We start from the raw sequence: 11,387 nt of genomic DNA on the forward strand, positions 1-11,387 counted from the left end.
TTTGATAAGTTACTTAGAAAAACGTTCAACTCACACTTATTGATAATCATCCGGCAAGGTAATACCCATCGCATTAGCCTCTACCTGAGCTTGTTGCTGGAAGCGCTTACGTACCTTCGTGCCTTTGGGCTTAGTTAGATAGAACAGCCACTTACTGGCAACTTCAGGTTTCAGATTATGCTCTTCACCCCAACTCTGAATAAATGCAAACAGGGTGTCATCACTTTTATCTGGAAGCGCTACAGCGACAGGCAGATCGAGCTGTTCACCCGCTCGTACTCGTCGGCTGATTACATCGTAGTTGTAACGGAAGTCAGGAAAAACATCGACTTCATCTTCAGTACGTAAACGAAACCACCCCGTTGCTTTACCGGCATGGTAGATCGCTGGATGGGTCCATTTGTGTGTCGAAGCTTTATCCGCATTTAGGCACGCTTCTTCATAAGCATGCTTCGTTGCGGGTAAACCATGATCCCCAGTTTGGGTACGAAGTACATCAAGAAACTCGGAAATCGTCGGCATCCATGCGCTGTGCTCTTTGCAATAATCAATTGCAGCCACCAGCTCGTGTTCGGTATAGCCACCAAGGCTAAGTGCCCATTCACGTTTTGCGATACGGATTTCGTCTTGGGTCTCAAAACAGCTCTTAAATTTATGGCCATAGATCGCCATAAAACGCGCAAATATCATATTAACCAGCGTTTTGACTTCGACTGTTAGCTCTCGCTGAGCAGTTTTTGTTCCCTGCTCTTGGTTACCAGTCGGTGTCCTTGATGTCCATGATTGCTGCGGTAACCCGTTGTCGTTTTTCGCGAGTATCTCTGCGGGGGTTTTCATGGCTGAAACCTTTGCCTTGTTGTTCGTTATTTATACGTTGTTGACGTCCATCCCTAGTTTGCTTGTTAATCCACTCCCTTTTTACCCAAGCTAGGAATTTCTGATCCCAGTTGGTTTCTTTACGGTCTTTATCTAACCAGTAAAGCACAAATTCATCCAAACATGTTTGTGCAAATTGTGGCGATATATTATGCCGCGGAAGCAACGCATAAAAATTGTCGGACGGTTGCCAATTCAGCTCCATTCCTTGAAGCTGTTTTTTACGCTGCTCTTGTTTATTAAAGCACACTTGTAACTCATCAGAGCGGCCGTTATTAACCTGCTGTGCTTTTCTCGCCCAACCTATGCTGCCACCAAAGGTCGGAGCAGGACCAGGGTTAGGGATATTCTGTGGCTGCACTGCTGGCGCTTGATCAGGATAGTACGGCGTATCCTTCATCTCTGGATACTGATCCTGTGGATAGCCTGCATGTTCAGGTTGAGTTTGTGGGTGATTGTGCTCGTTATAATTAGATTGTGCATAATTCGGCTCAGATTGCTCAACCTCGACAGGCAGTACTTCAACCTGTGTCGGAATCGTTTCCATAACCGGTAACCGGCTTACAATCTCAACATCACCTTCAGGCACTTCATCAAACGATGCTTCAGAGACTTGCTCTTCAACAACAAAACGGATTCTTACACGGCCATCATTAGCGAATGCTGCATCAATGATATTTGCACTGACTAATTCGCTGGTTAATTGAGCTAACCGCTCTTCATCCCAAAACTCACCTAACGCAAGCCATTGTTCACGAGAAAATATAAGTTCTGGCGCTTGTGCTGTATCCGTTACATTTTGCAGACGTTCTACCCTTTGATGATAGAGCGTCAACAATACAGCCGCTTCAACACCTACCTCCTTGACTAAGGATGGGTATAGCAAGATAGGTGTTTCAGAAAAAACATAACTCATGAATATGTAGTCTTACCTAGAAAGATTTAGCATTCGGTTGATTGAATGCCATAAACAAAAAAGCCGCAGTGATGAGCCGCGGCTTGTGACCATCAAACGTGATTAGCCATCCTGAGCAAAACGTTCTACTGCGCGTAATACATCCCGACGACTAATCTGGCCGATCAGTTTACCATCTTTTACCACCGGTAAACGACGACGTTTGTTATTAATAAATTCTTCCGCCACTTTTATGATGTCGGCATCATGATTAATGGTGTAAACCTCTTCCGACATGTAAGTACCAACAAGGCCACCCATCTCTTCTTCGTGGTAGGTTAAAGTCAGGATCGCTTTTAGACAGTCAACTTCTGACATTAAGCCAATGAGTTTGCCATTTTTATCGACTACAGGCGCGCCTGTGATTCGGTATTCGAGTAGCTGATTTATCGCATCAAAAAGATCGGTTTCAGGGGTAAAGGTGATTAAGTCTTCACACATGTAATCCTGAGCTTTTACGGATCTTAGCATTACCATTCCTCCATGGCCGGCAGCTTTAACAGGTCTGGAAACATCGACCTGCCAAACCACCCAAACAAGGTAAACCGGTAGAATTTTCAACCGGGCTACCTCTATGTGTACACCTAACAGTGACAACTCGCAAGCGATCAGATCAAGGTTAAGCCCGACAAGAGTAAGTTAATGCTCAACGGGCTAATACCTTGTAGGGAGAAGAGCCAACTTATGGCCCCAAGCAGTTTTTTTGATTTTTGCTCAATTAAAATAATTAATTGAAAACAACCGTTTTATTACCCTGCACTAAGATCTTATCTTCCAAGTGCCAACGCAAACCGCGAGATAACACTGTTTTTTCTACATCACGGCCTAAACGCACCATATCTTCTGGCAGATCGCGATGACTTATACGCACAACGTCCTGATCAATGATTGGACCTGCATCCAACTCTTCAGTCACATAGTGACAGGTTGCACCAATCAGCTTTACACCACGTTCATGGGCTTGATGATATGGCTTTGCACCGGCGAAAGAAGGTAAGAAGCTATGGTGAATATTAATGATGCGATGAGCATATTCAGCGCAGATGTCCGACGGTAAGATCTGCATGTAACGCGCAAGTACGACCGTTTCAGCCGAGTGTTCACGGATTAAACGACTAACTTCCTCAAAGTGAGGCTGTTTATTCTGTTTATCCACAGGCACATGATAAAAAGGAATATTATGCCATTCGACCATGCTGCGCAGATCATCGTGATTAGAAATGACACAAGGAATCTCACAGTCTAGTTCGCCTTCATGATAACGATAGAGAAGATCGGCAAGACAATGTGCTTCTCGGCTCGCCATCAATATCACACGCTTAGGGGTAGCGGAGTCTGTAATATCCCAATCCATATTGAAGGATTGCGCTATAGGTGCAAAAGCAGACTTTAACTCTTCTAGTGAGAAAGGTAACGTTGCCGCACTGATCTCTACACGCATAAAGAACCAGCCAGTTGTACTATCAGAATGTTGGTTAGCGTCAGAAATCGAGCCACCATGGCTAGAGATAAAATTACTTACCATCGCCACAATGCCCACTCTATCGGGACACGCCAAAACCAGCCTGAATCTACGTTCCATTTACGTACAGCTCCGCAAGAAAATGTGAAGCTTCATTCTAACAGTAGTTATTTCTCCGGTGGAATTGCCTAGCTAAGTATTCTTGCCCTAAAACAATAATTCTTTAGCTCTCAGTTAAATAACTGATCAGATGCAGCCGCGCAGCGGAAATCATTCCGATGTAAACCCGATATTGCATGGGTATACCAAGTGAGATGGACTCGCCCCCAAGCGGTTAATATATTTGGATGATGATTTCGAGCTTCTGCTAATTCTCCTACGTTATTGGTAAACGCTAAGGCCTCAACAAAGTTTTTGAACTTAAAATCACGTTGCAGCGTAGGCACACCGTCTACGTGAACAATCTCCCAATCGGGCAGCGACTTCAGTAACACCGCTATTTCTGATTCATTTAAGGCTTGGCTATCTTTATGGCAGCTTTCACAAGCTTCTGTAGCTAAATCCATCATGTCACCTCATAAAATCACTATTCCGTCGTTCTATATCAACAAGGTTTTCCATCCGCTTAATCACTCATATACTGTAAGTGATACTGGGAAAAGGGAATATCAAAGATGTCAGAACCTATGGCCCCTTTAAGCGCTTGCCGACTTGGGTTAGATACGCATCAAGAACCCACGATCTACCTTCGTCATGATAGTCCAGTTTGCCGCTCTGAGGGATTTTCTGCCCTCTCTCGGGTGATGGTTCGGACGGAACGAAAACACCTGATCGCTACCCTCAATATGGTAACAAGCAACCTTTTAATGCCCGGTGAGATCGGTTTTTCTGAATCTGCCTGGAAAAGAATGGAGCTGAGAGAGGGGAATTCTGTTTGGTTATCTCACCCTAAACCCGTGCAATCCCTCTCCTATCTGCGCGCTAAGGTATTTGGTAGCGAACTCAGTCAAGAACAACTCCGTGAAATCATCGATGATATTGTCGCAGGGCGCTATGCCGATGTGCACCTAGCCGCGTTTATTACGGCCTGTGCATCAGACAAACTAAGTATTCGAGAGATCACCGATCTAACCCGCGCAATGGTCGACTCTGGCAGCCAGATCGAATGGGGCTTACCTCAGGTTGTGGATAAACACTGTGTTGGCGGTTTGCCCGGTAATCGCACAACCCCCATTATTGTTTCGATTCTAGCAGCTGCCGGATTAACCATGCCGAAAACATCTTCACGGGCCATTACCTCTCCTGCCGGGACTGCCGATACCATGGAGACTTTAACTAATGTCAGCTTGAGCCTAGAGCAGATGCGCTCGGTAGTTGAACAAGAAGGCGGCTGCCTAGCTTGGGGAGGATCAGTGCGACTCTCCCCATCTGATGATCTGCTAATCCAAGTGGAGCGTGCTTTAGATATCGACAGTGAAGGTCAACTGATTGCCTCAGTGCTCTCTAAAAAAATTGCCGCGGGTGCTACTCACGTTGTGATTGATATTCCGGTCGGCGAAACCGCTAAAGTTAGAAGCCAAGAGTCTGCTCAAGCGCTTGCGGATAACTTTAAAGCAGTCGCCAGCACTCTCGGGCTAACGGTACATACACTACTAACCGATGGATCTCAGCCTATAGGTCGAGGCATCGGGCCGGCTCTTGAAGCACGGGATATTTTATCAGTGCTACAAAACAAGAAAGATATGCCCACAGACTTACGGCAGCGTGCCGCAGAAGTTGCAGGCGCCATGTTAGATCTGATCAATGATTTGCCAGAGGGCGAAGGTTATAAACAAGCCCTTAGGATTTTGGAGTCTGGGGCGGCTTGGGAGAAGTTTCAGGCGATCTGTAAAGCTCAGGGGGGTCTTAAAACACCACCAATTGCGCCCTACCGTTATGAATTAATTGCCCAGACAACAGGCATCGTTGATCAAATTAATAATCGTAAGCTCGCTAAAGTGGCCAAATTAGCCGGTGCTCCAGCCGACTTAGCAGCAGGAGTAGATATGCATTGTAAGCTAGGTGATAAAATCGATCTTAATCAACCTCTGCTAACCATCCATGCGGAAAGCTCAGGCGAGCTAAGTTACGCCGTCGATTATTTAGAAGATCATTCGGATATTATCCACATTATTGCTGGAAGGGAGTCGTCATAAAATGCAGCCAATTTTATTTAATTTAGAAAGTGACCACGACCTTGCTCAAGCCCTTGCGATTGAGGTCAATGCAGAAGTCGGCAAGTTGGATCTTCGAAATTTCCCTGACGGCGAAAGCTATCTACGCGTATTAAGCGAGTGCCAACATCGCTCAGTCATTGTGCTTTGTAACTTGCATCATCCCGATGACAAAATTCTCAAACTCATTTTTCTAACCCATACACTGAAATCCCTAGGAGCTGCTCGCATCGGGTTAGTAACTCCTTACCTCGCTTATATGCGCCAAGATAAAGCCTTTCATCCGGGGGAAGCTGTTTCCTCGCGCCCCTTTGCCCAACTTCTCTCAGAACAATTCGATTGGCTAGTCACACTGGATCCCCATCTACACCGATACAACTCCCTAGATGAGATCTACAGTTTAAAAAGCTCCGTAGTTCATGCAGCCCCCATGATTGCCGAGTGGATAAATCAACATATTGCAAAGCCTCTACTTATTGGCCCTGATAGTGAAAGCGAACAATGGGTGAGCGAAGTTGCACATTTAGCCGAAGCACCTTTCCAAGTATTAGAGAAAGTACGTCATGGGGATTACGCTGTGGAAGTGTCAGCGCCTGAAATCAAACATTGGAAAGATCATACCCCCGTGCTGGTAGATGATATTATTTCGAGCGGTAAAACCATGTTAGAAACCCTTACCCACCTGCATCAGCTTGGGTTAAAGTCCCCCACTTGTATCGGAGTGCATGGACTGTTTTCTGATGAAGACTTTAATGCACTCAATCTAAAAGCCAATATCGTTACCTGCAACAGTGTGCCTCACATAAGTAATGATATTGATATTAGCCGCGCGCTAAGCGGGGCCATGTTGAAGTGGATCTAACTGTGAAAAACTATGTTGCCGATGATCTGGACTGCTGGCTTGATCCTAAATTTATAAATCCAGACGAAGCCGAGTATTTTTACACCTCTTTATATGAAGAGGTATCTTGGCAACAAGACAAGATCCGAATGTTTGGTAAATGGGTTTCTATTCCGCGCTTACAAGCCTTTATGGCTGATTCTGGCATCACCTATACCTATTCCGGTTTAACCTTGGCGGATAACCCTTGGCATCCTGTTGTTGCGGAGATAAAGAAGCGTGTCGAAGAATACACAGATACCTCTTTCAACGCCGTGCTCATAAACCTGTATCGCGACGGTAATGATAGTATGGGTTGGCATAGGGATAATGAACCAGAATTAGGTGAGAATCCGAAAATAGCCAGTGTGTCGCTAGGCAGTAGTCGACGTTTTCTATTAAAATCGACAAACGATCAACGTCACGAACTTAGCTTACCCTCCGGCTCGCTCTTATGGATGGGCGATCAAGTACAAAAACACTGGCAACACAGCGTCCCCAAAACGAAGAAAGTCCTCTCTCCTCGTATAAACCTCACCTTTCGCCACATGAAAATTTAATACAAATCAACACATTAGCAGTGAAATAATCTGGTATAACTCATATATTCACTAATATTCTATATAAAGACTAACTGATTTAACTACAGTAAGTTATACTGCCGCGCACTTGAGTAGAGTCAGGCAATTCACCCGCAACTTTGTAAGGGATTGCCTCAGCAATAAAAATAAGTTAACTGGACGAAACTTAAGAGCCATTATTGATAAACTTCGATCCCGAAGTCATCGCAGTCAGGTGAGGCTGTTCTGCCTAAAAATGACAGGGAATCGCTATATTCAGTACGTGCAGTTAACAAAATATAAGAATAATTAAGATAGAAAATGCACATCGATGCACCAAAACATGCCCCTGTAGAGCAGGGCCACACGAGCGCGGAAGAGCTAAATACAATTCTGCGTTTGCAAAATCAGGTACTTGAAGAGATAGTCTTAGACACACAACCCGACTCCATCTTTACGTCGGTTTGTCAGTTTATTGAAAACTGTGTCGCAGAGAGCGTCGCTTCAATTATGCTACTAGATAGCAGTAATAGACATCTGTCCATTGTCTGTGCACCTAGTATTCCGAAAGAATCTTTAACTCTGCTAAATGGATTGGTACCTAGCAAAAATGCTGGGTCCTGCGGCACAGCCGTTTTTACCGGAAGCCCTGTTTACGTCTCTGACATAGAGCAAGATGATTGCTGGCAAAGCCTTCGAGAAGTGGGTCAACAGTTGGGAATAAAAGCGTGTTGGTCTTACCCGATTCGCATCGATTCTGAACATGTTGCGGGTAGCATCGCGATTTCTAGCCCGAAAACACGAACACCGAATGCATTTCATCATCAGTTATTGGAAGCGGCCGCTAATATTATTGGTATCGCCCTCAAGAGGCTAAAAGCTCAGCAATACCTAGAACATTCGGAAAATCTTCTGCAGAACATCACCAAGGCAATGCCGGGCGTTGTATACCAATATCGACTTACGCCTGATCTCAAGCAGGAGTTCATCTACATAGGCCCCGGTATAGAGCAAATTTCTGGTGTCACTGCAGAAGAAGCGACCGAAGACTTCCGTCAATTTTGGAAACAGGTCCACCCCGAAGATCAACCCAGTCTGTGGGCAAGTATTATTCACACTAGCCAGCATAAACTGCCGTGGTCACATGAGTTTCGTGTATTCCACCGCAACGGTGACCTTCGCTGGGTTCGAGGATCTTCCTTACCAGATACCTCTAATAAACAAGATCCAACTCTTTGGAACGGGGTTTTACTCGATATTACGCCTGAAAAAGCATCTATCGAGCAACTACGTTTAGCCGGCATCGCCTTTTCAAGCACCAATGAAGGGATCATGATCACCGATTGCAACAATAAAATTATTGATGTCAATCGCGCCTATTCTGATCTCAGTGGTTACACTCGCGAAGAGCTGATTGGAAAAAGCCCTTCCCTACTTAAGTCGCCGCGGCACGATAAAGATTTCTTCCAAAACATGTGGGCCGCTCTTGCAGAAGAAGGACACTGGCAAGGCGAGATATGGAACCGCCGTAAAAATGGCGAGGTTGCTCCCCACTGGGTAAGCATTAATGCGGTTCACGACCCAGAGACGCACGAGCTCACTCACTTTGTAAGTGTGAATGCAGATATTAGTAATATCAAAGCATCTGAAGAGAAACTCTCTCACCTAGCGCACCACGACCCACTAACGAATCTGCCTAACCGATTGTTGTTTGGCGCTCGTTTAGAGCATGCTTTAACCCACAGAGAATCCAACGAAAAAATTGCCATGTTGCAGCTGGATCTCGACCGTTTTAAGCATATAAATGACAGCCTTGGTCATAAATATGGCGACCAACTGCTGTTACAAGTAACAGAGCGTTTAAGCAGGACTCTGAGCACTCGAGACACCCTTGCACGTATCGGTGGAGATGAATTTGCCATCTTACTTGAAGAACTCGAACATGCGGCAGATGCTGCCACTATAGCCGATGCTATTGTCGAAGCGATGGAGCAACCCTTCCAATTAGACGGAAAAGACTACTTCACAACAGCAAGTATCGGTGTCGCACTCTCCCCTGATCATGGTGATGATCTGGATACTGTGACTAAAAATGCAGATATCGCGCTTAATCAGGCTAAAGACTCAGGTCGAAATAATTACGCATTCTTCCAACCAGAACTATCGGAAACCGTTGAGGAGTGGATCAGACTAGAGCCTGAACTGCGTAAAGCTGTTGCGGAAAAACAGTTTGTTCTCTATTACCAACCACAGATGGATGCGACTGGTGAAAAAATAATTGGCGCTGAAGCTCTAATCCGCTGGGAGCACCCTGAAATGGGTCTAATCCCACCGGGACAATTCCTATCCATTGCAGAAGAGATCGGCCTACTGACTAAAATGGGTGATTGGGTATTAGAAGAAGCCTGTGCACAACTTTCTCGCTGGAGAGAAGCAGGACTGACTAACTTCCGTTTAGCTGTCAATCTAGCGAGTGACCAGATCACGAAACAAGATCTTCCCTCAGAAATTAAAACCTTGCTGGATAAGTACGATATACCAGCTGATATGTTAGAACTAGAAATACTAGAAACCTTCCTACTCGATCATGAGAAAGAAGCAACTACCACGCTCCAAGCTTTAAGACAGCAAGGTGTTCATCTCGCTCTAGATGATTTTGGAACAGGCTATTCTTCGCTGCGCTACCTTAAGCAATTACCGATTACCAAAGTCAAAATTGATCAATCCTTGGTAAGAGATATTCCAAGCGACCCTGACGATGAAGCGATTGCCAAAGCAGTGATTCTACTTGGCCATACCTTGGATCTCAAAGTCTGTGCCGAAGGTGTTGAAACAACTGCACAACGGGCATTTCTAGAAAAAGAAGGCTGTGATCAGCTCCAGGGTTTTTTATTCAGCAAACCAATCAGACAAGACCAGTTTACTGAATTACTACAAGCCCAAGAGCGGATTCAAGAAGTCGAATACAGTTAAAGCCCTTTAACCCATTCTAATAACCATGGCTCTGCTTCCTCAAGAGGAGCCATGGTTTCACAAGCATCAATCACTAAATTATCCCCATTTTTTTGTGCATGTAGCTCCTGCATTAAACTATCCATTAAATAGCCAGCCTCAGCAAACGTATCATAAGAGCTATCACCTAAAGCAATCACTCCGTATTTAACGGTGGACATCTGCGGCAACTGATCTTTTAACTGATCGTACAGGGGTAATAAATTATTCGGAATTTCCCCCTGACCTGTTGTTGATGTACAGATTAAAACCACTTCAGTTTCAGTTGTGACAACCTGATCAATCTGTGGATTACGTAATAGCTCCACTGAGTGTTGTAGCTCAGTTAATTTTTGTGAGCACATCTCAGCTACATCAAGCGCATTGCCGTATACTGAACCTACTACCACCTTAATTACTGCCATTTAAAATCCTACTGTACATACTGATCGATGTACTTCATTTCGATAGTGAATGTATAAATATATTCACCATTCTCACCGATTTTCTGGCAATAACCAAGCTGACTCCTACACTGAGAGAATAGATCTGTTTATCGGAGGGGATAAGCTATGGGTAACGAAAGTCTTTCTAAGCTACTTGATGAATGGGAAGGTCGCGCGCGCAAAGTGAATGGCCGCAAGGAAGAACAGCTCTCCATCTATAAAAGCGACTCGATCAAACTCGCAGCCTTAGCCAGTATGTATAAGCTATCTAAGGACGATGTCGTCGCCACCTTAATCCACGAGGCATTAAATGAGCTGGAAGCAAAGATGCCTTATATCCAAGGAAGCAAGGTAATAAGAATTGAAGATGGTGAAGAGATTTACGAAGATGCAGGCCCTATGCCTCGCTATCTAGCTGAGCAAAAAAAGGCACTTGAAGCTTCTTAGTGACAACACCTTCACCATAAAAAATGCCGCAAGGAGTGGTGGCTTGCGGCATTCTCTAGTACATCAAGCGATGCACTTAAAACAGCTAGTTAAAGTGTTTTAAGATAAGCGATCAGGTAGTCCTGTTCAGCTTTATCAGTAATCTCAACATGACGCATACGAGTACCTGGTACGAAATCATCATTACCTGCTACCCACTTGCGAAGGTTTTCTTCGTCCCAAGTAAGCTCAGAATTTTTTAGTGCATCAGAATATGCGAAACGCGGAAGTGCTCCTGCTTTACGACCAAAAACGCCAATTAGGCTAGGACCGAAAGCGTTTTTGCTGCTATCCAATGAATGACAAGCAGTACACTTATTAAAGATCTCTTTTCCTGCAGCCTGCATCATCGCCTCGTCATCAGCGATAGCAACAGAAGATAGAGATACAGAAAGGCTCACAGCAAGTGCAGAAATCATTTTAGTTTTCATAATTCATTTTCCCCTAAATGAATACTTCTTTTATAAACACTCTACTCCTGCTGCAGCGCACAAAAATTGATCTTGCTCAGTTTTTTC

12 protein-coding genes are annotated in these 11,387 nt (G+C 44.7%); 5 read left to right on the forward strand and 7 right to left on the reverse strand.

Going from position 1 to position 11,387, the window contains the following annotated elements; genetic code table 11:
- Positions 1-36: 36 nt before the first annotated feature.
- The 5 genes from ACMXYR_RS11765 to ACMXYR_RS11785 all read right to left on the reverse strand — a co-directional run bounded on the left by ACMXYR_RS11765 (position 37) and on the right by ACMXYR_RS11785 (position 3,859).
- Positions 37-837, reverse strand: coding sequence for a replication protein P (locus tag ACMXYR_RS11765; protein WP_415901735.1), 801 nt, complete (start codon positions 835-837; stop codon positions 37-39).
- Complete coding sequence (locus ACMXYR_RS11770) at positions 755-1,792, reverse strand: DnaT-like ssDNA-binding domain-containing protein (RefSeq protein ID WP_415901736.1); 1,038 nt, start codon at positions 1,790-1,792, stop codon at positions 755-757. Before ACMXYR_RS11770 ends, ACMXYR_RS11765 begins: the two co-directional genes overlap by 83 nt.
- Before the next feature lie 102 nt (positions 1,793-1,894).
- Complete coding sequence (locus tag ACMXYR_RS11775) at positions 1,895-2,302, reverse strand: CBS domain-containing protein (RefSeq protein ID WP_415881960.1); 408 nt, start codon at positions 2,300-2,302, stop codon at positions 1,895-1,897.
- A 256-nt stretch (positions 2,303-2,558) separates the two neighbouring features.
- A complete protein-coding gene (purU, locus tag ACMXYR_RS11780; protein ID WP_415881961.1) occupies positions 2,559-3,413 on the reverse strand; it encodes a formyltetrahydrofolate deformylase in 855 nt (284 codons plus the stop codon).
- A gap of 110 nt (positions 3,414-3,523) precedes the next feature.
- The gene (locus ACMXYR_RS11785) at positions 3,524-3,859 is read right to left on the reverse strand and encodes a 4a-hydroxytetrahydrobiopterin dehydratase (protein WP_415881962.1); all 336 of its coding nucleotides are present in this window, start codon (positions 3,857-3,859) and stop codon (positions 3,524-3,526) included.
- A 108-nt stretch (positions 3,860-3,967) separates the two neighbouring features.
- Here ACMXYR_RS11785 and ACMXYR_RS11790 point away from each other — a divergent pair, with 108 nt between their 5' ends.
- The 4 genes from ACMXYR_RS11790 (at position 3,968) to ACMXYR_RS11805 (ending at position 9,919) form a co-directional block, all read left to right on the forward strand.
- Entirely contained in the window at positions 3,968-5,488 is a 1,521-nt protein-coding gene (locus ACMXYR_RS11790) for a thymidine phosphorylase family protein (RefSeq protein WP_415901737.1), read from the forward strand.
- Between the two features lies 1 nt (position 5,489).
- Positions 5,490-6,368, forward strand: coding sequence for a ribose-phosphate pyrophosphokinase (locus tag ACMXYR_RS11795; RefSeq protein WP_415901738.1), 879 nt, complete (start codon positions 5,490-5,492; stop codon positions 6,366-6,368).
- Positions 6,359-6,946, forward strand: a complete 588-nt coding sequence (locus tag ACMXYR_RS11800; protein WP_415901739.1) for an alpha-ketoglutarate-dependent dioxygenase AlkB family protein — start codon at positions 6,359-6,361, stop codon at positions 6,944-6,946. The genes ACMXYR_RS11795 and ACMXYR_RS11800 overlap by 10 nt, the downstream gene beginning before the upstream one ends.
- Positions 6,947-7,267: 321 nt before the next feature.
- Positions 7,268-9,919 (forward strand): EAL domain-containing protein, encoded by a 2,652-nt coding sequence (locus ACMXYR_RS11805; RefSeq protein ID WP_415901740.1) that lies wholly within the window; start codon positions 7,268-7,270, stop codon positions 9,917-9,919.
- Here ACMXYR_RS11805 and ACMXYR_RS11810 read toward each other — a convergent pair.
- Positions 9,916-10,362, reverse strand: coding sequence for a flavodoxin (locus tag ACMXYR_RS11810; protein WP_415901741.1), 447 nt, complete (start codon positions 10,360-10,362; stop codon positions 9,916-9,918). The genes ACMXYR_RS11805 and ACMXYR_RS11810 overlap by 4 nt on opposite strands.
- A gap of 147 nt (positions 10,363-10,509) precedes the next feature.
- Between ACMXYR_RS11810 and ACMXYR_RS11815 the strand changes: the two genes are divergently transcribed.
- Positions 10,510-10,830, forward strand: a complete 321-nt coding sequence (locus tag ACMXYR_RS11815; RefSeq protein WP_415901742.1) for a hypothetical protein — start codon at positions 10,510-10,512, stop codon at positions 10,828-10,830.
- Positions 10,831-10,919: 89 nt separating this feature from the next.
- On the opposite strand, the gene ACMXYR_RS11820 is transcribed toward ACMXYR_RS11815, so the two are convergent.
- Entirely contained in the window at positions 10,920-11,300 is a 381-nt protein-coding gene (locus ACMXYR_RS11820) for a c-type cytochrome (RefSeq protein ID WP_415901743.1), read from the reverse strand.
- Between the last annotated feature and the right edge of the window lie 87 nt (positions 11,301-11,387).

The sequence above is a fragment of the Neptuniibacter sp. QD29_5 genome, assembly GCF_047778125.1.
Taxonomy (GTDB): Bacteria; Pseudomonadota; Gammaproteobacteria; order Pseudomonadales; family Balneatricaceae; genus Neptuniibacter.